We start from the raw sequence: 26,481 nt of genomic DNA on the forward strand, positions 1-26,481 counted from the left end.
GGTGAACCGGCACCTTCTCCCCATGTAGCGACAGGGAGAAGGGAGACACCGGCAGCGCTGGCGACTTCTTCATCGTTACTCCGCCTTGACCTCCATCATGCCGGAGGCGGTGCGGGCCGAATATTGCGGCCGGTACATGTCCTCCACCGTCGCCGCCGGATGGGCATAGGTGCCCGGCGTCACGGCGCGCACGACATAGGCCAGCGTGATGTTGCGGTCGCCGTCGCCTTCATTGGGATTGAAGGCGGCGACGAAGCGGTCGTCGCGGAACTCCAGATGCGCGGCATCCGTCTGCGCCAGCCACGAGAAGTTCGACAATTGCGCGCTGGACACCAGGCTCGGATTGTCGATCTCGAAGCCAGCCGGCAGCAAGTCGGTGACCAGGACGCGCGAGGGCCATTTGTTCTGCTCATAGATCTTGAGCACGACCACATAGCGTTCGTTCTGCCTGGCCTTGGTGACGTTGGCCTCGGTGCCGTCGAGCCTGTAGTAGGTGCGATCGATGGTGAAGCCGTCCCCGCCTGCCGGCAGCGGTTCGACCGGCGCCGCCACGGCGGTGACCACCGCCTGCAGCGGCGTCTTGCCGGTGTTGGCGATGGTGAGCGGGCTTTCCTCGAGGTCGCTGCCGGAGACACGGTCCGAATAGCCGCCCGAATGCGGCGCGCCGTTGACGGAAAGCGTGATGGAATCATTGCCTTCCTTCAGCGCCCGAGCAGCCAGCAGCATCCAGGATTCGTCCTGCGTGCTCATCCAGCCGGCGTCGGCACGTTCCCTGGCCACCAGCTTGACCAGCTGCGGCACGATGCTCGGCACCGGCTTCGATTCCGCGGCCAGCGCCAGCATCGCGGCACCGTCGCGGAGCGGCGAACCGTAGTCGGAGCGGTAGTAGTCGTACTCGGTGCTGCCTTGCGCCAGCCGCAGCGCCGTCTGGAAGGTCGATTCCGAGCGCTGCGTGTCGCCATAGAGTGCCAGGCTCGCCGCGAGCTGCGCGACCGCCATCGGGCTGGAGAAGGCTTCGAGCTGCGTGTCGGCGTAATAGCGCAGATCGCCGATCGAGGCCTTCTTGTTGCGGGCGAGCACATAGAGCGCATAGGCGATCTCGCTGCCGCGATCCTGGACGTCCTGGTCGTAGCCCAGCGAGTTCTGCAGGTTGTTCAGCGCCTGGTTCATCGCCTGCGCCGGCACGTCGTATTTCTGCTCGCGCGCCCGGGTCAGGAACTCCGTCACATAGGCGTCGAGCCAGAGATCGCCGGAGCCCGGACCCCAAAGACCGAAGCTGCCGCTGGAAGCCTGGTAGCTCAGCACCTTGTAGACGGCGTCCTGGATGCGCCCGTGCAAGTCAGGATCGCTCTCCATACCGATGCTGGTGGCCATGTCGTTGACATAGAGCAGCGGCATGGCGCGGCTGGTGGTCTGCTCGGCGCAGCCATAGGGATAGCGGTCAAGCGTCATCAGCAGAGAAGGCACGTCGAAGGCTGCCGCCTGCGTGACGCCGACGCTGACCGAGGCGCCGTCGAGCACGCTTGCCGCAAGCAACTCCCTGTCGACGCGAAGCGCGCCGCCATTGGGCTTCAGGTCGACCACCATGCGGTTGGTGACCGGAAGCTGCGCCGGGCGCACCGGCAGATAGAGCGTCTGCTCGACCTCGGTGCCGCTGTCATGCGCGAGCTTGACGGTGATCGAAGCGTCGCCCGCCGTCCGCGCGATCAGCGGGAAGGAGAGCGACTGCCGCTTGCCCTGGGCGAGCGTCAGCTTCTCGGGCAGGGGCTTGTCGCCGGTCGAGAGATCCCCGGTCGTGGTGACCGAGAGCTTGTAGTCGCCGGCGGGACCATCGGTGTCGGCGATGTCGAGGCGCATGGTCGCGGCATCGCCGGGTGCCAGGAAGCGCGGCAGGCCGGCGGTGACCACCACCGGATCGCGCACGATGACGTCGCTCTCGGCATGGCCGACCGCCTCCTTTGTCCAGGCGACGGCCATGACGCGCACGGTGCCGTTGAACTGCGGGATGTCGAAATCGACCCGCGCCTTGCCGTTGGCATCGAGCTCAACCGGGCCGGAGAAGAAGGCGACCAGCTTTTCGGTCGGCGGGCTGCCTTGCGACTGCATGTTGGCGCCGTCGCCGCCGGTCCTGAGCTTGCCGGTGGTGCCGAGCGAGCCGTCGATCAGGCGGCCATAGAGGTCGCGGATCTCGAGGCCCAGCATGCGCTGCCCGAAGAACCAGTTTTCCGGATCGGGCGCCTTGTAGTTGGTCAGGTTGAGGATGCCGACGTCGACGGCCGCGACCATGACATAGGCGTTGCTGCCGGATTGCGCGCCGCTGACGGCGACCGGGATCGAAAGCTGCTGGCGCGGCGCGGTCTTTTCCGGCGGCGTCAGCGTGACGGCGAGCTTCTTCGAGCCCGGATCGACGGTCAGCCATTTGACGCCGATGGCGCGGGCCGGCATGCGCGATTGCTCGGCATCGCCCGGCCTGAACAAAGTCGCCGTGACATAGGCCCCGGCGCCCCAGTCGTCGCCGACCGGGATGTCGACGGTGCTGCCGCCGGCCGGCACCGAAGCGGTGACGGTCTTCAAGAGTTTGTCGGCGCCGATGGTGACGAGCAGTTCGCCGGCAAAATGCGGCGAGACCTTCAGCCTGGCGACTTCGCCGGCAGCGTAAGTGTCCTTGTCGAGCGCGATCTCCAGGCCGTCGGGCGTCTCGGTGGTGGTCGAGGCGACGTACCAGCCGGCGTCGAATTCGTAACTGGTCGCCGGACCGTCGGGGTCTGCCGTCTCGACCTCGAGCCGGTAGCGGCCCCAGTCGACTGGAAGCGATACGGTTGCCTCGCCGTCGGCATTCAGGTCGATCTGGCCGTTGGCGACCGCCTTGGTGAGGTTCACCGCTTCATAGTTCCAGTAGTTGTTCGAGCGGTACCATTGGTAATTGCGCTCGACCTTGACCAGCGACCACTGGGCGCCTTTCAGCTCCTCGCGCTTGCCGTTCGGATCGACAGCGATGATGCTGAACTTCGCCGTCCCGCCTTGCGGCACCTCATCGCCTTCGAAATCCGGACGGACGCCGATCATCTCCTTCTCGGGATGGACGGCGATGTCGAGCGAGCGCTCGACGGCGCGGCCGCCGGCTTCCCGCATGCGGACAGTGACCTTGGCGTTGACCAGCTTGGTGGTCGAAGGCAACTGGTCGATCGAGACCGGGAAGGTGGCCTTGCCGTCATCGCCGACGACGGGAAGGTTGGCCAAAGGCGTCACCGTCGGCTCGGCCGACTGCTCGTCGGCGAGGCCGAAGGTGAAGCCCTTGAACCGGTCCCAGCTGCTTGTGGTCGACAGCGTCATCTCGCCTTCGAGCGCGAGGCCCACGGCCGGCGCGCCGTAGAGGAAGCGGCCGTCGACGCTGGCATTGGCGGTCTCGCCCTGGGCGATCTCCCTCTTGTCGGCCGTCAGGTCGAACTCGATGCGATCCGGGACGAAGTCTTCGACCAGGAACATCTGGCTCGCCACCGGTGACTGCTTGGGATCGGTATAGATCGACACCGTCCAGGTGCCGCGCATGGCGTTGCCCTCGAGCGCCAGGTCGACGGCATGGCCACCAGCGGACGCGCCGTCGCTGACGATGCGGCGGTTCTCGACGCCGTCAGGACGGGTGAAGATGAAGGTCAGCGGCAGGTTGTCGACCGCCTTGGCCGCGCCGTCGCGGGCAAGGGCCGCGACATGGACGTCCTCGCCCGCGCGGTAGATACCGCGCTCGGTCCAGGCGTAGACTTCGAGAGCGCCGGGCGCGGCACGCCCGGCAACGCCACGGTCCGACAGATCGAAGCCGGCAGGACCCATGTCGAGGAAGACGAAGTCGTTGTCGCCCTGCTTGGCCATCAGCACGGCCGGCACCATGCCGCCTTCGCCGCGCGTCAGGCCCGGGTTGAAGACGGCGCGGCCCTCGGCGTCGGAAGTCGCGGTGCCGAGGATCTCATTGTTCTTGGCAAGCAGCGTCAGTTCGGCGCCGGCGATCGGCTTGGCGGAGCCGAGCGATCGGGCAAAGACGTTGAGACCGTCCTCGCCGGTATAGGTGGAGAGGCCGATGTCGGAGACGACGAACCACTGCGTGGCGCGCGAACCATAGTCGTCGTCCTTGTCGTCGACCGGCTGGGCAGTCAGCACATAGACGCCGGGTTTGCGCTGCGGGATCGCCTCGTCCACCGGAAACGAGGTGGTGACCTCTTTGTTGAGGTCGTTGGCGATGTCCAGCGTGCCTTCCCAGACGGGCTCGCCCATCTGGTCGGAAATGGTGGAAATGTCGTAGCCGTCGAGCTGGTGCAGGAATTGGTAGCCGGACAGAAGCTGCGCCAGCGAACGATCGCCGATGCGATAAAGCTTCATCTCGGCGGCGTTCATATTGACGGTGACGACGGGAATGCCGCGGCGGGCGCCGGAAGGCAGCACGAAGCTGTCGCCGGTGAAGCGGGCCGACGGGGCGCGGTCCTGGACATAGATCGACAGCACGACCGGGGCGGCGATCGTCTCGCCGATCGCCGCCGGCAGGCCGGCGCGGAAGGTCACGTCATAGTGCTGGCCGTGCTCGAGCCCCTCGACGCAGATCTGCTTGTCCTTGGCCTCGACGGCCTTGGGCGCGGCGTTGTCGACGGTGACGAACTGCGAATAGTCGACGCCGGTCTTGACCAGTTCCTCGGAAAACTGGGCGCAGATGCGCGGCGTGCTGGAATCGGCATCGACCGAGTGGTCGATGACGCGGAAACCCTTGCGCGCCTTGAGGTCGGCATAGTCGGCCTGCACGGCGGGTGAGCTCACCAGCGCTAGGCTCGCCTCATAGGCTTGGATCGCAGGCCGGAAGAGGTCGCGCTTATCGAGGCCGGCGGCAAGCAGCGCCAGCGCCTCGGCGCGGGTCTTTGCGGTGCGCACCAGCTTATAGGCGTTGAAGGCGGCCGAAGTGACGTTTGCCGGCAAGGTCGAGGATTCGGAGGTATTGGAAGCCGGCTGCACGCCGAGCGTCTCGCGCGCCAGCGCCAGCCAGAGCGCGCCGTCGTCGGGCAGGACGGACAGCGTCGCCTGGTATTTCTGCATGGCGAGGCGATGGTCGCCGGTCAGCGCCGCCTGCTCGGCAGCGGCCTGAAGCGCCGCCAGCCCTTCGGTCGGCTTGTCATAGGCCGGATCGGTCAGCTTGTTGCGGAACTGCTGGGCCTGGTCGGCCATCCAGTTGGGGAAGAAGGCAAGCGCCGGCGGAGCGCCGATATCGGGGTCGCCATCGACATTGGCGATCTTGCCGGCGACTGCGCCGCTGAAGGGTTTCAGCTGATTATAGTCGGATTTGAGAAAGCACCATTTGGCCTTGGTGTTGTAGGTGAAGGCGCGGCAGGCGGGATCGCCGAGGCATGTGGTCTTGCATTGGTCGAGGCTGACATTCTGGTCCGACCTGAGATCGAAACCGAAATAGTCGGAATTGGCGGTCGTTATGATTCGCCGGGCTTCGGCCGCAAGTGCCGCGCTCGATGCGAGGAAGACAGGAGCGAAAAAGAGAAGGAGAAGGAAAGAGAGACCACGAGCCGCGCGCATTGCCACATCACCCTCCAGACATTGCCAGCGTCCGGGCATGATCAAGCATCAAGCGGGCTTGTCAACGCCGGAACGCTGCAGGTTTTTCAACCCGCCAACGGTTTCCAAGCCGGCCAAAGGCCGGTATTTCGACAGAACCTCTATGAGATGGATCACACATTCTTGCGAAGATGCAAAAGGTGTGAATTCCAAGCCCGGTCTATTTCAGACAATTGGATTGTGGCCCCTTTACGAGCGTTTCAGAACTTCATTCCAATTTTAGTTTTGTCGACTAGGTTGTGTTAATGCCGGCGTATGAAACGCAGATGTCAGGAGGGATCGCGCCAGGGCGCGGGCTTCCGCGCGCCCTGCTTTTCGCGCTCGCCTGCTCCGCAATGATCGCCTTCGAAGCGCGGCCGGCGGTTGCTTTCGAGATTTTCGGCATCAAGCTCTGGGGCTCGTCCAGCGACGAGGACGCCGATATCGTCGATCCGCTGCGCTATTCGGTGACCATCGATGCGCCCGACGCCGACAAGGATCTGGTCGAGAAGCTGGAGAATGCCTCGACGCTCAAGAGCGACGAGGAGCATCCGGTTTCGGGGTCGCTCGGCCTGATGGCCAAGGCGCGCAGCGACCGCGAACAGCTTGTGGCCGCCCTTTACGCCGACGCCCGCTACGAAGGCGTGGTCACCATCACCATCCAGGGCAAGTCCATAGACGAACTGCCGCCGGATGCCGAATTCAAGGGGCCGCAGCCCATCCCGGTGGTCGTCAGCATCGCCGCCGGGCCGAAATTCACGCTTGGCGACATCAGGCTGAAGGGCGACGCGGCCGGCCTGGCGAGCGCCGATTTCGGCCTGATCGCCGGCGGCGACGCGGGATCGGGCGCGGTGCTCAAGGCCGAAGCGGCGATCGTGCGCGCCCTCAAGGAAGAGGGCAGGCCGCTCGCCAAGGTGACGGACCGCGAGATCGTCGCCGACCACAACAGCTCGACACTCGACGTGACGCTGACGGTGGCGGCCGGTCCGGTCGCCGGCTATGGCGACACCACGGTCGAGGGCACCGAGAAGGTCGACCGCGACTTCACCGAATACATGACCGGCTTGAAGCGGGGCCAGCAATATTCGCCGCAAGAGATTGACGATGCCCGCGATCGGCTGCTCGGGCTCGAGGTCTTCAACAGCGTGACCATCAAGGAGGGCGACAGCCTCGACACCCAGGGCAATATCCCGATCGACGTCCAGGTGAGCGAGCGCAAGCCGCGCTTTTTCGGCATCGGCGGCACGTTTTCGAACACGGAAGGACTGGGGCTCGAAGGCTATTGGGGCCACCGCAACCTGTTCGGCCGGGCGGAGAAGCTGCGCATCGACGGTTCCATCAGCGGCATCGGCAGCAACAGCATTTCGGCGCTCAACTACAATGCCGGCATCATGTTCGAGAAGCCGGGCGTGCTCGGGCCGACCTCGAAGTTCTTCACCGGCATCAAGACCGTGTTCGAGCACCCCGACGCCTATGATCATTTCTCGGTCAAGGGCAATATCGGCGTGTCCTACGATCTCGACAAGAAACAGAGGGTTTCGGCGGAATTCGCGCTCGACTATTCGCGGATCACCGACGTCTTCGGCAAGCACACCTATCTGATCGCCAGCATTCCGCTGCAATATGTTTATGACAGCCGCGACAACAAGCTCAATCCGACCAGGGGTTTCCGGGCGCTCGCCTATGCCGAGCCGAGCTACGACATCCTGAACGGCGCGACCTTCCTCAAGCTGAAGGGCGAAGGCTCCGCCTATCAGTCGCTCGACACGGCGAGCAAGTTCGTGCTGGCCGAACGCGCCGTGCTCGGCTCGATCGTCGGCACCGGTTTGCAGAACGTGCCCGCCGACCGGCGTTTCTATTCCGGCGGCGGCGGCTCGGTGCGCGGCTATGCCTATCAGGGCATCGGCCCGAAGGACATCGACGGCCAGCCGATCGGCGGCCTGTCCTTCTTCGAGACGTCGATCGAGATGCGTATCGCCGTCACCGACACGATCGGCATCGTGCCCTTTGTCGATGCCGGCACGGTCTCGACGAAATCCTTCCCGGATTTCTCGGACGTCAAGGTCGGCGCCGGCGTCGGCTTGCGCTATCTTACGCCATTCGGGCCGCTGCGCATCGATGCCGCCGTGCCGCTCAACCGCGATCCGAGCGATCCGCATTTCGGCATCTATGCCGGCATCGGCCAGGCGTTCTGACGATGAAGATATTCTGGCGCATCCTTCGCATCTGTCTTTACGCACTGCTCCTGCTGCTCGTGCTGGCGATCGGCGCGCTCGTCGTGCTGACCGGGACCGAAGGCGGCCGGCAAAATCTTGCCGGCCTGATCTCGAAGTTGGCCTCGACCGACGACCGCAAGGTCACTGTCAGCGGCATTGAAGGCATATGGTCCGGCGCGTTGCGGCTGGACCATGTCGTGCTGGAGGATCGCGCCGGACCCTGGCTGGTGGCGCGCAAGGTGGCGCTCGACTGGTCGCCGACGGCGCTCCTGTCGCGCAATTTCAATGCCGATCGCATCGCCGCCGAGCGCATCGAGCTGGCGCGGCTGCCGCAAGCCGGCCAGCAGCCTTCGCAGAGCGGCTCGACCGGCTTGCCGGTCTCGATCGACGTGAAGCAGATCGACCTGCCGGAGATCGCGCTTGGGCAGGAACTGGCTGGCAGCGGCATTGCGGAACTAGCCGCCAAGGGCTCGCTCAAGGCCGATCCGTCGCCGCTGGCGATCGACACGGTGCTCAACGTCGCCCGCCACGACGGCAGAGAAGGCAATATCGACGCCAAGGTCCATTTCGCGCCGGCCGACAACAAGCTCGACCTCGATCTCAAGGCCTCGGAGCCGGCCGGCGGCATCATCGCCAACCTGCTCAAGCTCCCCGATGCGCCGCCGGTCGATATCGTCGTTTCGGGAACCGGGCCGCTCGCCAATTGGAGCGGCATCGGCACCTTCGTCGTCGACCGCCAGATCGTCACCCAGCTCACCGGCCGGCATCAGCTCAGCGACAAGGGGCATTATATGGAAGCAAAGGGCGACGGCGAATTCGAGCGCTTCCTGCCGGAGAAGTTCAAGTCGCTGTTTATCGGCAAGACGAGCTTCGACCTGGCCGGGACGGCGATCACGAGCGGCGGAGTCGATATCGAGCGCGCCACCATCGAGAGCGACGCGGTCCACGGCACGGCCACCGGCAATGTCGACCCGAAGGGCGCCAGCGACCTTGCCGTCGAGCTCTCGGCCAAGGAAAAGCCGGTCACCATCGATGTCGGCACCAGCGCGGTGCCGATCCTGGTCTCGATCGACAAGGCGACGGCGCGCGCCTTTGGCGATGGCAAGGCGCCGATGGTCGACATCGGCACTGCGTTGGCCTCGATCGCCGTCGGCGGCACGCAGCTCAACAACGTGACGGGGGAAATCCACTCCGACGGCTTCGACGTTGAAAACCGAAGCGGTCCGGTCAGCATCAAGCTCGCCGCCGCCGGCCTAAAGACCGACGTGGCGACGCTGGCGCCGCTGGTGACGGGCAAGCTCGCCGCCGATCTCTCCGGTTCGATCAGCCGCGAGACCGTGACCGTCGACAAGGGCACGCTGCGAAGCGACGCGCTGAATGCCGCGCTGACCGCCGGCGTGTCGCTCGCCGATCTGTCGATGACGCTGAAGATGAACGCCGACGCCGTGTCGAAGGCGCTGCCGCCGCAGATCAGCTCGCTGCTCGGTGAGCGGGTGAAATTCTCGGCCACCGCCACTCGCGATCCGGAAGGCGCCTTCGCGGCCAACGAGCTGGAACTCACGTCCGGCTCGCTTAGCGCCAGCGGCACCGCCAGCGCCCAAGGCTCGGACATCCAGGCCAACGTCAAGGGAACGCTGGGCGATGTATCGGCGCTGTCGTCGCTGGCAGGCACGCCGCTCGCCGGCGGGATCAATTTCGCGCTGAGCGCAAGCGGACCGCGCTGGGCGCCGGACTTCTCGGTCTCGGCCGACAGCGCCAGCCTGACGGCGGCCGGCCGCACGGTGAAGGACATCAAGCTCTCGGCAAAGGGCAAGGCCGACATCGCCAACCCGTCGGCCGACGTTTCGCTGACCGGCAGCGCCGAGGAGCAGCCGCTCGACATCAGGGCCTCGCTGGTGACCGCCGACGGCAAGCGCTCGATCAGGGGGCTCAGCCTCGCGCTCGGCGACAACAAGGTTTCGGGCGATCTTGCACTCGACGATCAGTTCCTGCCGATCGGCACGCTGACGCTTGCCGTGCCGGACATCGCGCCGCTTGCGGCACTCGGTAACCAGAGCGCGACCGGCGATATCAACGGCACGATCGTCTTCGCCAAGGACGGCGCGGCGCCGAACGTCACCATCAATGCGGCAAGCACCTCGATCGCGCGCGGCGAGCTGGCGGCAAAGACGATCACCGTCGACGCGCTGATCGCCAATTACCTCAAGGGTCCGGCGATCTCGGGCACGATCAAGGCCGACAGCGTGACTTCCGGCAGCACGGTGATCAGCGGTATCGGCATCGATTTGAAGCGCGACGGCGACTGGACCAATTTTTCCGGCGGCGCGACGGCATCGGGCATTCCGGCCACCGCAACCGGTCGCGTGAAGATCGCCGACGGCAAGACCAGCGTCGAGATCGCGTCGGGCGAAGCGACCGTGCGCGGCATCAAGGCGGCTATCGCCGAGCCTTCCAGCCTCTCGATCGCCAATGGCGTCACCAGCATCGAAAAGCTGGCGCTCAATCTCGGCGGCGGCACGGCGACGGTTTCCGGCAGCGCCGGCCAGACGCTCGACCTTACCGCCAATTTCGCCAGCCTGCCGGCGGCGCTCGCCAATGATTTCGTGCCCGGCCTCGACGCAGCCGGAACGCTGGAAGGCGCGGCGCATGTCACGGGTCCTTCGTCCAGCCCCGATGTCCAGTTCAACGCCAAGCTCGCCGGCGCCGAGACCAGCCAGACCCGGCAGGCGGGACTCGGGCCGCTCAATCTCGATGCCGCCGGCAGCTATACGCTGGCGGGCGGCGTGGCCCTCGACCACGCAAGGCTTTCGGGCGACAAGATTTCCGGCAACGCCGCCGGCACCATAAATCCGAACGGCGTCAGCGACTTTTCGCTTGATCTCACATCATCCGGACCCAGCCTGCCGGTGACGATCGGCAGCGCCGAGAGCCCGGTCAAGGTCGAGGTCCAGTCCTTGTCGGCAAAGATGGCGGGCGAAAGCACGCAAGCCCGCCTTGATGTTTCCGGAATCCTGCCTTCCGTTGCCGCCAGCCAGGCGAAGGTGGACGGTCTTGCCGTGGCGCTGCATTCGGATGCGTTCGATCTCAAGGGGCGTGCGGGGCCGGTTTCCGGCACGGTGTCGGTCGACAGGATCGGTCTCGACAACCCCATGATCGCGCCGTTGATTGCCGGCAAGGTCACGGCCGCGGTCAACGGCCGATTGACGGCCGATGCCGTTGCCGTCAGCAGCGGCTCGTTCAAGAGCGATGCGCTCAACAGCCAGGTCGCCGGCCGGATATCGCTGCGCGACGGCGCCATCGACCTCAATATGAAAGCCAATGTTGCTTCGTCCGCCTTGCCGGCCGCGGTGCGCGGCATGCTTGGCGAGAGCGCGCAGTTGAGCGCCGCGCTGAAACGCGACGCCAATGGCAACGTCAATGTCGACGGCCTGAAGGTCAACTCGGGCGCGCTGAGCGCCGACGGGCAGGCGAGCCTTGCCGACAACAAGCTTGCCGCCGACGTCAGGGGCGCGCTGAGCGACGTTTCGCTGCTGTCGAAAGACGCCAAGGGCGCCATCGCTTTTGCCCTGAATGCGCAAGGTCCGATCATGGCGCCAGACCTGTCTCTGACCGTCAACAGCGACCGGCTTTCGGTCGCGGCGCGCGAGATCACCGGGCTGAAGCTGACCGCGACAGGCAAGGCGGATGCCGCCAATCCGGCGGCCATTGTGCAATTGACCGGCAATGTCGCCGGGCAGCCGCTGCAGGGCAATGCCGTCCTTGCCACCACCGGCGGGAAGAGCGCGATCAACGGGCTTCTTCTGTCGCTAGGATCGAACAGGATTTCCGGCGATCTCGCGTTGGACGAGGCCTTCGTGCCGGTGGGCACGGTGTCGCTCGACCTGCCCGACATCGGGCCGCTGGCCGCGCTCGCGCTGGAAAAGGCGGAAGGCGACGTCCGCGGCACGATCGCCTTCTCGAAAGCTGAGAACGGCCCGAACGTCGCCGTCAAGGCGACCACGGCGGCGATCAGGCGCGGCGACCTTTCCGCCAAGAACGTCGCCATCGACGCGCAGATCGCCAACTATCGGGCGGCACCTGTCATCTCGGGCAAGGTTCGCGCCGAAAGCGTGACCTCCGGCGGCACTGCCGTCACCGGCATCGATGTCGACCTGAAGCGCGACGGCGACTGGACCGGCTTCTCCGGCGGCGCCACGGTCAAGAACATCCCGGCAAGGGCAGCCGGCCGGGTTAAAGTGGCCAACGGCACGACGACCGTCGAGTTGGCGTCGGGCCAGGCGACGGTCCAGGGCATCAAGGCCGCGATCGCGCAGGCCTCGACGGTGACCATCGCCAACGGCACGACAACGCTCGACCGGCTGGTGCTCAATCTCGGCGGCGGCACGGCGACGGTGACAGGCAAGGCCGCGCAGGCGCTCGAGATCAACGCCAATCTGGCCCGGGTGCCGGTCTCGCTCGCCAATAGCTTCTCGCGCGGCCTCGATGCGGCAGGCTCGATCTCGGGGACGGTCAAGGTCACCGGCGCGCCGGCGACCCCGTCGGTCGCCTTCAAAGTCGACGCTTCCGGCGTGCAGACCTCGCAGACGCGAGGCGCCGGCCTCGGCGGCATGAACATATCGTCGTCGGGAACCTTCGCCGGCAACAAGCTCGTCTTCGACGCCAATATCAGCGACGGCGCCGGCCTCGGCCTCAAAGGCGGCGGCACGGTGACAACGGCGGGCACGCCGGCCCTGGCGCTCGACTTCAACGGCAATGTGCCGTTCTCCTTCCTTGCCGCCAAGCTCGCGGCACAAGGCCTGGGACTTACCGGCACGGCGAATGTAAGCGTGCAGGTGCGCGGCCCGGCGTCCTCGCCGGTGATTGGTGGCCAAGTCACCACGTCCGGCGCACGTCTCATCGACGCGCGTTCCGGGCTTGCGGTCAACGACATCGCGGCCGAGGTGTCGATCGGCGGCGTCGCCAGGATCAATCGCCTGACCGGCACACTGTCGACGCGCGGCAGCCTTTCAGCCAGCGGCACCGTCGGCATCACGCCGGCGCAAGGCTTCCCGGCCGACCTGTCGATAAAACTCACCGACGGCCGCTACACCGACGGCAGGGTGGTGACCGCCAACCTCGGCGGCGACCTGACCATCAAGGGGCCGCTCGTTTCGGCGCCGGTGATCGCCGGCACCATCAACCTGGCGAGGACGGTTATCACCGTGCCGGAAAAGCTGCCGGGCTCGCTCTCGGCGCTGGATGTGAAGCACAAGAACGCGCCGCGCGCGGTGCGCGCGCAGGACAGGGCGCTGAACCCGCCGACATCCGGTGGCGGCAATGGCGGCGGCGGTCTTACCCTTGACGTGACTGTCAACGCGCCGAACCAGATCTTCATCCAGGGCAGGGGCGTCGACGCCGAGCTCGGCGGCTCGCTCAAGCTGACCGGCCCGGCGTCTGCGCCGCAGGCGGTCGGCACCTTCACCTTGCAGCGCGGGCGGCTGACGATCCTGGCCAAGCGGCTGACCTTCACCGAGGGCACGGTCGGCTTCCAGGGGTCGCTGGTGCCCTACCTCAACCTGACGGCGACGACGACGACCAGCAGCGCTACCGTAACCATTGTCGTCTCCGGAGAGGCGACCAATCCCAAATTCAACTTCTCCTCGGTGCCGGCGCTGCCCGAGGACGAGGTGCTGGCGCAGCTGATCTTCGGCCGCTCGATGTCTAACCTGTCGCCGCTGCAAATCGCCCAGCTTGCAGATGCGGCCGCGCAACTGGCGGGTGCCGGCGGCTCGACCTCGCTGCTCGACAATCTGCGCAGCGCAATCGGCGTCGACGATCTCGATGTGACGACGGACGAAAAGGGTGGCACCGCCGTTTCGGCCGGCAAGTACCTCAACGACCGCACCTATGTGACGATCCAGAAAGGTGACAAACCGGGTTCCGGCAAGGCGACGATCGATCTCAATGTCGGGCGCGGCGTCAAGCTGCGCGGCGAGGCCAACGACGCCGGCGAGGCCAAGGGCGGCGTCTTCTACGAACGCGAGTATTGACGGCGTGATGTTCGTCTCCGGTCGGCCCAAGAAGGCTTTAGCCGCATGCGCAAGGTCGTTATCCACCTAAAATGGCTTGATTTAATCGCCTGTCGATTTCTTGGGAAATGTGCGGCGCACTAGCAAATTTGCGTCAAGACTGTCGCTATCACGCGAACCGGCCTCATTCCAAAGTTGCACATTCCCTTGCATGTTCCCATCCCACATCGTCTTTTGACATCACGGCCTGGATGCGGAATGTTAAAGGCGGAAAGCCAAACAATGGGAGTTAGTCATGGCAATCTATAAGAGTAATAGCGACCGCGTTCCGGACCACATCCTGGCGATGGCCGAGGAGGCCAAGGCAGGCCGGGTGGACCGCCGCGAATTCCTTGCCCTCGCCAGCGTATTCGGAGCCTCGACGGCGATGGCCTACGGAATGCTTGGCCTTGCGGTGCCGACCGAGGCGCGCGCCGAAGATGCACCCAAGAAGGGTGGCATCCTTAAGGTCGCACAGTGGGTCAAGGATCCCAAAGATCCGCGCAAATCCGACTGGTCGGAAATCGCCAATGCCGAGCGCCAGGCGCTCGAGCCGCTGGTCAAATACACCACCGAATACACGTTCCGCCCGTATCTGCTCGAGAGCTGGGACGTGAATGACGATGCCACCGAGTACGTGCTGCATGTGCGCAAAGGGGTGACCTGGCACAACGGTGATGCGTTCACCGCCGATGACGTGGTGCACAACTTCAACCGCTGGGGCGAGAAGAGCGCCGAGGGCAATTCCATGCCTGGCCGTCTCGGCACGCTGTTTGATGACAAGACCGGCAAGCTTCGCGAAGGCGCGGTCACCAAGGTTGACGACATGACCGTCAAGCTGTCGTTGACCAAGCCAGACATCTCAATCATTCCCGGTATTTGCGACTACGTTGCTCTCGTCGTTCACAAGACCTTCGACGAAAAGGGCGGCGATTTCAAAGCCTGCCCGATCGGCACCGGTCCGTTCGAACTCGTCTCCTACGACGTTGGCCAGAAGGTGGTCTACAAGCGTCGCGAAGACAACAAATGGTGGGACGGCGAGGTCTATCTCGACGGCATCGAGTTCATCGACTACGGCACTGATCCGGCGGCCATGGTCAGCGCCTTCGAGGCAGGTGAGGTGCACACCAATTTCGAAACGTCGGCAGACTATGTTTCAATTCTTGACGGCATGAAGCTGGTCAAGTCCGAAGTCGTTACCGCCTCGACCATCGTTTGCCGCACCAACGTCACCAACAAGCCTTATGACAACCAGAAAGTGCGTCAGGCACTGCAGCTCGCGGTCGACAACAACATCGTCCTCCAGCTCGGCTACGGCAATGCCGGTTCGGTCGCGGAAAACCATCATGTCTGCCAGATCCACCCGGAATATTACGAGCTGCCGAAGATCAGCCGCGATCCGGCCAAGGCGAAGGCCTTGATGGCGGAGGCCGGCCAGGCCGATTTCGAGCATGAGCTGATCACGGTCGATGAGGACTGGCACAAGAACACCGGCGATGCTATCGCCGCGCAGATGCGCGACGCCGGCATCAAGGTGAAGCGCACGGTGCTGCCGGGCTCGACCTTCTGGAACGACTGGCTGAAGTATCCGCTGTCGATGACCAACTGGAACATGCGGCCACTGGGTGTCCAGGTTCTCGCGCTGGCCTATCGCACCGGCGAGGCCTGGAATGAGTGTGGGTGGTCGAACCCTGACTGGGACGCCAAACTCAATGCCGCGCTTTCGGTCTCTGATGCGGCCAAGCGCAAGGACATGATGAAGGACATCGAGCAGATCCTGCAGGATTCCGGCATCATCATCCAGCCGTATTGGCGCAAGCTCTACAGCCATTCGGTTGAAGCCGTAAAGAACTACAAGATGCACCCGACGTTCGAGCGGGACTACGGCAAGATCTGGCTCGACCAGGCCTGATCCGGACGATTGGGGGAAGGGGGCGGCTCGCCCCTTTCCCACGCTCTTGCATGCTTTCAAAACCGGAAGTCGACGCAGCAAAAAGTTGCGGACTCGTCGGACATGGTCGTGCAATAAAACAGCGTTGATCGCATCCGAGAGTCTGTTCGACAGCCAGCTTGCCGTTGTGGCCTAGCTTGGTTGCCAGCAGGCTCCAACCCCAACCAGACTGGCAGGGGACCGCCATGCTTTCTTTTGTTATCAGGCGTCTCGGCACCATGGCATTGACGATGCTGTGCCTGACGTTGATCGTCTTCTTCCTGATCAATCTAGACCCGAATCTCAAGAAGCTGGCGATCAGCCAGACTGAAATGCATACCTCGGCCGAGCAGCTGGAAAACTGGCTGGCCGGACATGGTTACCGCCAGAATTTCTTCGTCCGGTATGGGCAATGGCTGGGCCTGCTGCCCAAACAGCCGGCGACCGATCCAGCGACGGGCAAGCCGGCGCAGCGCTTTGCCTTCTGCAACGACCCGGTCGTGCCGACCTTCTCCGGCGTGCTGCAAGGTGACTTCGGCTGCTCGACCAAGTTCAAAACGACTGTAGCCTCGAAACTTTTCCCGGCGCTCGGCGCCACCGGGCTGCTGATGTTCTGGGTGCTGGCGGTCATGGTGCCGATCTCGCTGCTCATCGGCATCCTTGCCGGCATGCGCGAAGGTTCGCGCACCGATCGCACGCTCTCGGTCGCCTCTATCGCCTCGACGGCGACGCCAGAATATGTGTCGGGCGTCATCTTCACCGTCATCTTCGCCTCGTGGCTCGGCTGGCTGAACGGCTCGGCGGCCTCGGCAAGCCAGGGCCTTACCTTCTACAACTTCACGCTGCCGGTGATGACGCTGGCGATCTACGGCACCGGCTACATTGCGCGCATGACGCGCGCCTCGATGGTCGAGGTGATGACACAGCAATATATCCGCACCGCCCGCCTCAAGGGTCTGTCGTTCGGCGGCGTGGTGGTCAAACATGCGTTGCGCAACGCGCTGATTGCGCCTTTCACCGTCATCATGCTGCAGTTTCCCTGGCTGCTCACCGGCGTGGTCATCGTCGAGGTGATGTTCCGCTACCAGGGGTTCGGCTACACGCTGGTCGAAGCCGCTGGCAACAACGACATCGACCTTTTGCTTGGCTGCTCGCTGGTCTCGGTGTTCATCGTGCTGATCACGCAGCTCATCTCCGATGTCGGCTACGCGTTTCTCAATCCGCGTATCAGGGTTCAATAAGGGGCAGGGCGGATGCAGATCGAATATGTCAGCGCTTTCGAGGTCGTTATCGGTGTGCTTGGGCGTTTCTGGCCGGTGTGGATCGCGCTTGTCCTGGTGCTAGGTGTAAGCTTCGCCTTCAAGAAGAAGCTCGGTCTCTACGGCCAGCTGTTCGACAGCGGCGTCGGCATTGCCGGCGTCGGCATCTGCCTGTTCTGGCTGTTCACGGCAATCTTCGCTTCGACGATCTCGCCTTTCGATCCGCTGGCGCAGGTGTCGATCATGAAGGACTCGCTGCCCGGCGCGATCGAACCGACGTCGAAGCTCATCTACTATTTCGGCGGCGACAAGCTTGCGCGCGACGTGTTTTCGCGCATGGTCTATGGCAGCCAGATCGTGCTGATCATCGCGCCGGCGGCGACCGGTTTCGCGCTGATGGTCGGCATCACGCTTGGCCTGCCGGCGGGCTACTATGGCGGCAAGATCGACACGCTGCTGTCGTTCCTGGCCAATCTTGTGCTGGCCTTCCCGGTTATCCTCCTGTTCTACCTGCTGGTGACGCCCGGCATCATGGACACGCCGATCCCCTATGCCATGGCAGGGTTGTTCTTCCTGTTCCCGATCATCTTCTTCAGTGTGCTGTTCTGGACCCGTTTCAAGAACCGACCGGACCGCCTCTATATCCTCCTCGGCCTGACGCTGGTCATCGGCGGATGGATCTATGCCGGGCTCGTGTTTGACGCCGATCCGCTGAAGATCGTCCACATCGATCCGAACCAGCTCAATATCTTCGTGGCGGTGGTGTTCGCTTCCAGCCCCGGCGTGTTCCGCATCGTGCGCGGGCTGACCATGGACATCAAGACGCGCGACTATGTGGCGGCGGCGCAGACGCGCGGTGAATCGCCCTGGTACATCATGCTGTGGGAAATCCTGCCGAATGCGCGCGGACCGCTGATCGTCGATGCCTGTCTGCGCATCGGCTACACGACGATTCTGCTCGGCACGCTCGGTTATTTCGGCCTGGGGCTGGCGCCCGAAAGTCCCGACTGGGGCACCGCGATCAAGGATGCGAGCCGCCTGCTGCGCTCCTTCATCCATCCGGCGCTGCCGCCGACGATCGCGCTGATGTCGTTCGTGCTGGGGCTGAACCTGCTGGCGGACTCGCTGCGCGAACAGTCGATGAAGGATTGATGGAAGGGTCTTCGGCCCTACTTTGAAAACAAGGATTGGAGCGACCCATGAACGAGGCAGTTCGAGATCCAGCCAAGTCGACCAATGGGCCGATCATCGAGATTGAGAACCTCTCGATCTCCTTCTTCACCCGCAAGGGCGAGATCCCGGCGGTGATGGACTTTTCCTGCACGGTCATGCCCGGCGAGGCGATGGGCATCGTCGGCGAATCCGGCTGCGGCAAGTCGACCGTGTCGCTCGGCATCATGCGCGACCTCTCCAACATCGGAAAGATCGTCGGCGGCCGCATCAAGTTCCAGGGCAGGGACATGGGCGAGATGTCCCAGGAGGAGCTTCGCGCCATCCGCGGCAACAAGATCGCCATGATCTACCAGGAGCCGATGGCGAGCCTCAATCCGGCGATGAAGATCGGCCAGCAATTGATGGAAGTGCCGCTGATCCACGACAAGGTGTCGAAGGACGAGGCCTACAAGCGCGCGCTGGAGATGGTGCGGGCGGTGAAGCTGCCCGATCCGGAGCGCATGATGCGCTCCTATCCGCACCAGCTTTCCGGCGGCCAGCAGCAGCGCATCGTCATTGCCATGGCGCTCTTGTCGAAGCCGGCGCTGCTGTTGCTCGACGAGCCGACGACGGCGCTCGACGTCACCGTCGAGGCCGGCATCGTCGAACTGGTCAAGGGGCTGGGCCAGAAGTTCGGCACCTCGATGATCTTCGTGTCGCACAATCTCGGCCTGATCCTCGAGACTTGCGACAAGATCACGGTGATGTATTCCGGCGAGGCGGTCGAGACCGGCAAGATCGAGGACGTCTTCGACCGGATGCGCCACCCCTATACACAAGGGCTGTTCCGCTCGATCCCGCTGCCCGGCGCCGACAAGAATTCGCGGCCGCTGATCTCCATTCCCGGGCAGCTGCCATTGCCGCATGAGCGGCCGAAGGGATGCAATTTCGGCCCGCGCTGCCACCATTTCGTCGAGGGCGTCTGCAACGCCGCCGAAATCCCGATGGTTCCCGTCGAAGGGCATGAGGGCCATTTCTCGCGCTGCGTGCGCTTCAACGAGATCGACTGGGAAGCGCTGCCGCCGGGCGCCAAGAAGGTCAACGAAAAGGTCGAGCCCGGCGCGCCGGTGCTCAAGATCGACGACCTCAAGAAATACTACAAGGTCGGCGGCAGCGAGGTGTTCGGCTCCAGCGAGGGCCGCGTCGTCAAGGCCAACGAGACGATCTCGTTCACCGCGCGCGAGTCGGAGACGGTCGCGATCGTCGGCGAATCGGGCTGCGGAAAGTCGACGCTCGCCAAGGTGCTGCTCGGACTCGAGACCGCAAGCTCGGGCACGGTGACGCTCGGCAACAAGGAGATCCAGTCGACCGGCATCGAGAACCGCAATGTCGAGACCGTGTCGTCGATCCAGATGGTGTTCCAGAATCCGTTCGACACGCTGAACCCCAGCCATACGGTCGGCTCGCAGATCATCCGCACGCTGGAGAAGTTCAATGTCGGCAAAACGGTTGCCGAGCGGCGCAAGCGCATGCTGGAACTGCTCGACCTGGTGAAGCTGCCGCGGGCCTTCGAGACCCGCAAGCCGCGCCAGCTCTCAGGCGGGCAGAAGCAGCGCATCGGCGTGGCGCGCGCCTTCGCCGGCGATGCCAAGGTGGTGGTGGCCGACGAGCCGGTCTCGGCGCTCGACGTCTCGGTGCAGGCGGCGGTGACCGAGCTGCTGATGGACATCCAGCGCAAGAACAAGACGACGATGCTGTTCATCAGCCACGACCTGTCGGTGGTGCGCTACATCGCCGACCGGGTCGTCGTCATGTATCTCGGCTATATCGTCGAGCAGGGCACGACGGACCAGATCTTCTCGCCGCCCTATCATCCCTACACGGAGGCGCTACTGTCGGCGATCCCGATCGCCGACACCAGCGTCGTCAAGAAGCACATCGTGCTCGAGGGCGACATCCCGTCGGCGATGAACCCGCCGACCGGATGCCCGTTCCAGACGCGCTGCGGCTACAAGAAGCTGGTGCCGGACAATCTCTGCGAGACGAAGGTGCCGCCGGTCAAGAATCTCGGCGACGGCCATATGAGCCTGTGCTGGCTCGCCGACGACGTGCTGGCGAAGATGGAGCAGGTCATCAAGTTCGACAAGGAGCATGCGGCGCATGAGGGTGTGCCGGACGATGCACCCCACGTGCCTGGCCCGGGCTTTGCCGGCACACCGCCGAAGCGTCCGAGCGGCAAGAAGCCGAAACCGAACTAAGTCCGGTGATATTCAGGTGAGGCCGGCCTGCGCGATTTTCGGCTCGGCCTGACCTGAATCTCAACAGATCTGGGAGGCAGCGTGGCGTCGTGCCATCAGCTGCCACACTGCCGCAGCTGCGCGGCGTAGTCGCGGGCCATCTGGTCGGTGGCGCGCGCGTAGCTCTGCACGCCTGAGTCCCCGCGATTGCCGCGGCCGTAGGCCGACCAGCCAAGGTAATAAGCGAGATAGAGATTGTAAGTGTCGTTGCGGGCGACGCCGAACGTGTCGACGGTCTTGGAATGATACCAGCCGACGAAATCGATGGCGTCGGCGAAACGGCTGCGCCGCGCCGCCCAGTTGCCGGTCTCCATCTGGTATTGCGACCAGGTGCCGTCGAGCGCCTGCGAGTAACCCGCGGCAGTGGAGACATGCTTCCAGGGAATGAAGCCGAGCAGCTTGGTGCGCGGCGGCCGGGCATTGCTCTTGAAGCCGGATTCCTTGCGCACCGTCGCCATCAGCACCGGAACGGGAATGCCGTACTTCTGCTCGGTGCGCTCGGCGGCGGACTGCCAATTGTCGAACCAGCCGTCATTCTGGTCGAAGACGGCGCAGACATTGTTGATGTGGCTGGGCGCCGTCGCGCAGGCCGAAAGCGCCAGCAGCACAGACACAGCGACAATTTTACTAAAACTCGACCTACGCATCGGAGGACGAATAGGCGCAAATCATAAAAGGAGTCTTTCGAGCTTCCTTAACGCCGGCCGTGACGGGCCGATCATCGATCTATCGATATTTCGACCGGATGTGTCGCATTTCTTTTCATCGATTTGAGAAAATGCCGCCGTGGCTAAAATCACGCCGGCAAATGGCGAATTCCTGACAGCTGCCGCGCCCGGCCGGCGCTCTGATGCGCGCATGACCGAACCAAGACGAAAACGCGGCGCCGAGCGAACCAGCAACCGGGGGCCGTCCGCCATTCCGCAGTTGCCGCTCAGGCGGGTGATGAATCCTTATCCGCCGATGGCGCTGCTTTCGGCCGACCAGATCGAGGCAATTCATCATGCTTCGATGCATATCCTGGAAAATTTCGGCATCGAGGTGATGAGCCTGCGGGCGCTTGCCCTGTTCGAACGCGCCGGCGCCAGGGTCGACCACAGCTCGATGAACGTGCGCGTCGATCGCGGCATGGTCGACGAGGCGCTGAAGACGACGCGGCCTTCCTACACGCTTACCCCGCGCAATCCAGCCCGCGCCATCCATCTCGGCGGCAACACCATCAACTTCACGCTGGTCGCCGGGCCGCCCAATGTGCACGACATGGAACGCGGCCGCCGCGCCGGCAATCTCGCCGACTACTGCGACCTCGTCCGGCTGGCGCAGCATTTCAACTGCATCCACATGCTGGGCAACCAGGTCTGCGCGCCGATCGAATTGCCGGCGAATTCGCGCCATCTCGACACCTATTTTGCCAACATCACACTGACCGACAAATGCTTCCATGTCTCGGCGATCGGTCGGGGCAGGGCGCTCGACGGCATCGAGATGATGGCGATTGCGCGTGGCTTGACGCTCGACCAGATCGGCCAGGATCCCGGCGTCACCACCATCATCTCGGTCAACTCGCCGCGCCGCTTCGACGAGATGATGGCCGAGGGGCTGATGACCATGGCCGAATACGGCCAGTCGGTGGCGGTGACGCCGTTCACGCTGATGGGGGCGATGAGCCCGGTGACGCTGGCCGGCGCGCTGGCGCAGCAGAATGCCGAGGCGCTGTTCGGAATCGTGCTGACGCAGCTCGTGCGCCCCGGCGCACCGGTGATGTACGGCGCCTTCACCTCCAACGTCGACATGAAGTCCGGCGCGCCGGCCTTCGGCACACCCGAAAACACCAAGGCCAACATCGCCTCCGGGCAATTGGCGCGGCGCTACAACCTGCCGTACCGCACCACGCCGGGCTCGGCCTCGAACGCCGCCGACGCGCAAGGCGCTTATGAGACGTTGATGGCGCTGTGGGGCGCCGTGCTCGGCCACGGCAATCTCGTCTACCACGCCGCCGGCTGGCAGGAGGGCGGGCTGACGGCATCGTTCGAGAAGCTCATTATCGATGTCGAGATGATGCAGCACATGATGGAGTTCCTGCGGCCGATCGTGGTCGATGAGGCCGAGCTTGCGGTGGAGGCGCTGGGGGCGGTGTCGACCGGCGGCCACTTCTTCGGCGAGCCGCATACGCTGGAACGATATGCCACCGCCTTCTACCAGCCGATGCTCTCCAACTGGCAGAACTACGAAGCCTGGCAGGAGGCCGGCGCGCTTGACACGACGGCGCGCGCGACGCGGCTGTGGAAAAAGGCGCTGGAGGAATATGTTGAGCCGGCCGTGGACTCCGCCGTGCGCGAGGCGCTCGAAGCCTATATCGCGCGCCGCAAGGAAGCGATCGGGCAGGGAGAGCCGTGAGGGAACAGCTTTCCATCCTGATTCATTTCATTCTCTCAACTCACTGAAATAACGAGAAGAACCCATGAAGTCGCATGCAAAGGTCGTGGTCATTGGCGGCGGTGTCGTCGGATGCTCGGTGCTGTTCCATCTCGCCCGCCACGGCTGGACAGATGTCGTGCTGCTGGAGCGTGATGAGCTGACCTCGGGCTCGACCTGGCACGCGGCCGGCGGCATGCATACCATCAACGGCGATCCCAACGTCGCCAAGCTGCAGAAATACACGATCTCGCTCTACAAGGAGATTGAGGAACTTTCCGGCCAGGCGACCGGCGTGCATCTCACCGGCGGCGTCTTGTTGGCGGCGACCGAGGCGCGGCTCGACTGGCTGCGCGGCGTGGTCTCGAAGGGCCGCTATCTCGGCATCGACCTCGAAGTGATCTCGGCAAATGAAGCGGCCGAGCTGATGCCGCTCATCGACCCAAAGCAATTCGTCGGCGCGGTGCGCAACAAGGAGGACGGCCATCTCGATCCGTCGGGCGTCACGCATGCCTATGCCAAGGCGGCGCGGAAGCTCGGCGCCGAGGTCGAGCGCTTCACCAAGGTCGAGGACATCGTGCGCCGGGCCGACGGCCTGTGGCGCGTCATCACCAACAAGGGCGAGGTGGTGGCCGAGCATGTCGTGAATGCCGGCGGGCTATGGGCGCGCGAAGTCGGCCGCATGGTCGGGCTGGAGCTGCCGGTGCTCGCCATGGAGCACATGTACCTGATCACCGAGGACATGCCGGAGGTCGCCGACTGGAACCGTAAGACCGGCACCGAGATCATCCATGCGGTCGATTTCGACGGCGAGCTCTATCTGCGCCAGGAGCGCGGCGGCATGTTGATGGGCACCTACGAGAGGGCCAACAAGGTCTGGTCCGAGTTCTCCACACCGTGGAACTTCGGCCATGAGCTGCTGGAGCCGGACATCGACCGCATCGCGCCGTCGCTGGAGGTCGGCTTCCGCCATTTTCCGGCCTTCCAGAAGACCGGCATCAAGCAGATCATCAACGGCCCGTTCACCTTCGCCCCGGACGGCAATCCGCTGGTCGGCCCGGTGCGCGGCCTGCCGGGCTACTGGGTCGCCTGCGGCGTCATGGCGGGGTTTTCTCAAGGCGGCGGCGTCGGGCTGGCGCTCTCCAACTGGATGATCGAGGGCGACCCCGGCGCCGACATCTGGGCGATGGACGTGGCGCGCTACGGCGACTGGGCGACGATGGCCTACACCAACGCCAAGGTGCGCGAGAATTATTCGCGGCGCTTCTCGATCCGCTTTCCGAATGAAGAACTGCCCGCCGGCCGTCCGCTCAAGACGACACCGGTCTACGACACTTTGTCGGCCAAGGGCGCGCAATGGGGCGTGGCTTACGGGCTGGAGGTGCCGCTCTGGTATGCGCCCGAAGGCGTCAGCGACGAGTTCTCGTGGCGGCGTTCGACCGACTTCGATCATGTCGCGAAGGAGGTTGCCGCCGTTCGCAATGGCGTTGGCTTGGCGGAGATTTCAAGCTTCGCCAAATACAGGGTGACGGGCGAGGGGGCGGCCGCCTGGCTCGACCGCATCCTCGCCTGCAAGCTGCCCAAGCCTGGCCGCATGACGCTGGCGCCGATGCTGAAGCAGGACGGCAAGCTGATCGGCGATTTCACGCTGGCCAATTGCGGAGAGGGCGAGTGGTTCATCGCCGGTTCCGGCGTCGCCGAGCAGTACCACATGCGCTGGTTCGAGACGCATCTGCCAAAGGATGGCTCGGTGCGCATCGAGGCGTTGGGACAGAAGCACACCGGCCTCGCCATCGCAGGGCCGAGGGCGAAGGAGGTGCTGGCCAAGGTCACCCGTGCCGACGTCTCCAGCGCTGCCTTTCCGTTCATGGCTTTTGCAAGAATGGATATCGGCATGGCGCCGTGCCTGGTCGGCCGGGTCAGCTATACCGGCGATCTCGGCTACGAGATCTGGGTGGCGCCGGAATATCAGCGCGCCGCCTACCAGGCGCTGATCAACGCAGGCGAGGCGTTCGGCATCGGCCTGTTCGGCTCGCGCGCGCTCAATGCGCTCAGGCTCGAGAAGAACTACGGCTCATGGGCGCGCGAATACCGCCCGATCTACGGGCCGGTCGAGGCGGGGCTCGACCGTTTCGTCGCCTATGGCAAGGAAGCCGACTTCATCGGCAAGGAAGCGGCGCTCGCCGAGCGCAAGCAGGGCGGCAAGCTCAGGCTGCGCGCCTTCATCGTCGACGCCGCCGATGCCGATGTCATCGGCGACGAGGCGATCTGGCATGACGGCGCCGTGCGCGGCTGGGTTACGTCCGGCGGCTACGCTCATCATTCGAAGAAATCGGTCGCAATGGGTTATGTGCCGAAGGAGATCGCCGACGAGCCGGACGGCTTCGAGATCGAGATCCTCGGCAAGCGCCATGCGGCGCGGGTCCAGCCGGCGCCTCTGTTCGACGCCAAATTCGAGCGGATGCGCGCCTGAAGCGAGGCGCGCATGCTGCCATCACGCTTTGGCGGTGCCGCGATTGTCCAGCGCGAACGAGCCAGGACCGGCAAAGAACAGGTAGAGAAAAATGAAGCAGAACAGGATGGCTGCGTCGCCGCCGTTGTTGACGGGGAAGAAGTTGCGCGGCATGTGGGCCATGAAATAGGTAATCGCCATCTCGCCGCAGAGCAGCAATGCCACCGGGCGCGTGAAAAGCCCCAGTGCCAACAGCACGCCGCCGGCAAATTCGAGGATCCCGGTCGTCAGCGCAAGGCCGGTCAGCGCCTCGGCATGGGCGCCAGCAGGAAAATTGAACAGTTTCTGGGTGCCGTGCTCGATGAACTGCAACGCCGTCATGATACGGAGCACGCCCAGCACCTGCGGGCGGTATAGGGCGAGGCTTTCGAAAAGCTTCATGCAAACTCCATTTACCCGTCCGCACCGGCCACATAATTATCGTGCGGCAGCGGACCACTCAGTTCCCATGGCCTGCCATCAACAATCGGTGACCGGAAATCGTTTCAGTTTCGTCCCGGATTTTCTCTCTCTATGGTTGCATTAGTATCTCTATGGTTGTATTGATGTGCGGAGACATCAAACCATGCGGGTTGCCTTTGCCATGAAAAAAGTCGTCATCAGCCTCTTCGCACTCCTTGCAGGCACGAGCTTCGCCATGGCCGGCGGCGCCGATTGTGACGCATTCAAATGGCCGGTGACACGCGAGCAGGCCCTCTTTCCGGCGGCGCCCGCGGCGCAGTCCGGCGCTGACCTGACAGTCGGTCAAGCGATGGATTTCGCACTTGTGGCTGTCGATACGATCAGCTTTGAGGTGCCGCCGGCGCGCGCGCCGGCGGCCGGCACCTTCGGCGCGACGGCAAGCGTCATCGTGCCCGCTGAAGGCGAACTCCAGCTCAGCCTGTCCGACGAGGCCTGGATCGATGTCGTGCAGAACGGCCGGGCCGTGAAGTCGACGGGTTTCAGCGGCGTGAAGACCTGCCCGGGAATTCGCAAGAGCGTGCGCTTCAAGCTGTCCGCCGGCCCGGCCACCGTGCAGCTCAGTGGCGCGAAGAAGGCCGATCTCAAGGTGGCGGTGCTGACGCCGGAGTAAT

12 protein-coding genes are annotated in these 26,481 nt (G+C 64.3%); 9 read left to right on the forward strand and 3 right to left on the reverse strand.

Annotated elements, in window-relative coordinates:
- Positions 1 to 75: 75 nt before the first annotated feature.
- The gene (locus EN874_RS16035; RefSeq protein WP_127425614.1) at positions 76 to 5,568 is read right to left on the reverse strand and encodes an alpha-2-macroglobulin family protein; all 5,493 of its coding nucleotides are present in this window, start codon (positions 5,566 to 5,568) and stop codon (positions 76 to 78) included.
- A gap of 278 nt (positions 5,569 to 5,846) precedes the next feature.
- On the opposite strand from EN874_RS16035, the gene EN874_RS16040 reads away from it, so the two are divergent.
- The 6 genes from EN874_RS16040 (at position 5,847) to EN874_RS16065 (ending at position 20,442) form a co-directional block, all read left to right on the forward strand.
- Positions 5,847 to 7,775 carry an autotransporter assembly complex family protein gene (locus EN874_RS16040; RefSeq protein ID WP_127425615.1) on the forward strand — a complete coding sequence of 643 codons (1,929 nt, stop codon included), beginning with the start codon at positions 5,847 to 5,849 and terminating at the stop codon, positions 7,773 to 7,775.
- A gap of 2 nt (positions 7,776 to 7,777) precedes the next feature.
- Complete coding sequence (locus EN874_RS16045; protein ID WP_127425616.1) at positions 7,778 to 13,825, forward strand: translocation/assembly module TamB domain-containing protein; 6,048 nt, start codon at positions 7,778 to 7,780, stop codon at positions 13,823 to 13,825.
- Positions 13,826 to 14,099: 274 nt separating this feature from the next.
- Positions 14,100 to 15,755 carry an ABC transporter substrate-binding protein gene (locus EN874_RS16050; protein WP_127425617.1) on the forward strand — a complete coding sequence of 552 codons (1,656 nt, stop codon included), beginning with the start codon at positions 14,100 to 14,102 and terminating at the stop codon, positions 15,753 to 15,755.
- 224 nt (positions 15,756 to 15,979) lie between these two features.
- The gene (locus tag EN874_RS16055) at positions 15,980 to 17,014 is read left to right on the forward strand and encodes an ABC transporter permease (protein ID WP_127425618.1); all 1,035 of its coding nucleotides are present in this window, start codon (positions 15,980 to 15,982) and stop codon (positions 17,012 to 17,014) included.
- Between the two features lie 12 nt (positions 17,015 to 17,026).
- The gene (locus EN874_RS16060; protein WP_127425619.1) at positions 17,027 to 18,184 is read left to right on the forward strand and encodes an ABC transporter permease; all 1,158 of its coding nucleotides are present in this window, start codon (positions 17,027 to 17,029) and stop codon (positions 18,182 to 18,184) included.
- A 47-nt stretch (positions 18,185 to 18,231) separates the two neighbouring features.
- Complete coding sequence (locus EN874_RS16065) at positions 18,232 to 20,442, forward strand: ABC transporter ATP-binding protein (RefSeq protein WP_127425620.1); 2,211 nt, start codon at positions 18,232 to 18,234, stop codon at positions 20,440 to 20,442.
- A gap of 95 nt (positions 20,443 to 20,537) precedes the next feature.
- Here EN874_RS16065 and EN874_RS16070 read toward each other — a convergent pair whose 3' ends face one another.
- A complete protein-coding gene (locus EN874_RS16070) occupies positions 20,538 to 21,128 on the reverse strand; it encodes a transglycosylase SLT domain-containing protein (RefSeq protein WP_126088409.1) in 591 nt (196 codons plus the stop codon).
- Positions 21,129 to 21,339: 211 nt separating this feature from the next.
- Between EN874_RS16070 and EN874_RS16075 the strand changes: the two genes are divergently transcribed.
- Both EN874_RS16075 and EN874_RS16080 read left to right on the forward strand, forming a co-directional pair.
- Complete coding sequence (locus tag EN874_RS16075; protein WP_127425818.1) at positions 21,340 to 22,878, forward strand: trimethylamine methyltransferase family protein; 1,539 nt, start codon at positions 21,340 to 21,342, stop codon at positions 22,876 to 22,878.
- Positions 22,879 to 22,942: 64 nt separating this feature from the next.
- A complete protein-coding gene (locus tag EN874_RS16080) occupies positions 22,943 to 25,369 on the forward strand; it encodes an FAD-dependent oxidoreductase (RefSeq protein WP_127425621.1) in 2,427 nt (808 codons plus the stop codon).
- 21 nt (positions 25,370 to 25,390) lie between these two features.
- Here EN874_RS16080 and EN874_RS16085 read toward each other — a convergent pair whose 3' ends face one another.
- Positions 25,391 to 25,789, reverse strand: coding sequence for a DoxX family protein (locus tag EN874_RS16085; RefSeq protein ID WP_127425622.1), 399 nt, complete (start codon positions 25,787 to 25,789; stop codon positions 25,391 to 25,393).
- Between the two features lie 184 nt (positions 25,790 to 25,973).
- On the opposite strand from EN874_RS16085, the gene EN874_RS16090 reads away from it, so the two are divergent.
- Positions 25,974 to 26,480, forward strand: a complete 507-nt coding sequence (locus tag EN874_RS16090; protein WP_127425623.1) for a hypothetical protein — start codon at positions 25,974 to 25,976, stop codon at positions 26,478 to 26,480.
- The last annotated feature ends 1 nt before the right edge of the window (position 26,481 follow it).

It is taken from the genome of Mesorhizobium sp. M1D.F.Ca.ET.231.01.1.1 (genome assembly GCF_003999155.2).
Classification (GTDB): domain Bacteria; phylum Pseudomonadota; class Alphaproteobacteria; order Rhizobiales; family Rhizobiaceae; genus Mesorhizobium.